Raw genomic sequence first — 414 nt, 5'->3', positions numbered from 1 at the left:
CTGCCGGACCATGATCGTGACGAGCCACGGCCGGCCCGGCCATCTGAAGCGGGCCCTCGCGGCCGGGGTGCGCGCCTTCGTGCCGAAGACGGTCAGCGCGCGGCGCCTCGCCGAGATCATCCGCACCGTGCACGCCGGAAGCCGTTATGTGGACCCGGAGTTGGCCGCCGACGCGATCTCCGCCGGGGACTCTCCGCTGACCGCCCGGGAGGCCGAGGTGCTGGAGCTGGCGGCCGACGGGGCACCCGTCGCGGAGATCGCCGAGCGGGCCTCGCTGTCCCAGGGGACGGTCCGCAACTACCTCTCGTCGGCGGTCTCCAAACTGGGTGCGGAGAACCGTCACGCGGCCGTGCGTCTCGCCCGCGCGCGAGGTTGGGTATAGTGGTCACCGCACCACGGCGCATGCGGACGTAG

1 protein-coding gene is annotated in these 414 nt (G+C 72.9%); it reads left to right on the top strand.

Annotated elements, in window-relative coordinates:
* Positions 1 to 382: response regulator transcription factor (locus IH13_RS0135210; RefSeq protein ID WP_031091106.1), on the top strand; the 382-nt coding region annotated here is incomplete at its 5' end.
* Positions 383 to 414: the final 32 nt, after the last annotated feature.

Origin of the sequence: Streptomyces sp. NRRL WC-3549 (assembly GCF_000721935.1) — a bacterium.
In the GTDB taxonomy this organism is placed as follows: domain Bacteria; phylum Actinomycetota; class Actinomycetes; order Streptomycetales; family Streptomycetaceae; genus Streptomyces.
This window is presented reverse-complemented; position numbering and strand designations above follow the sequence as displayed.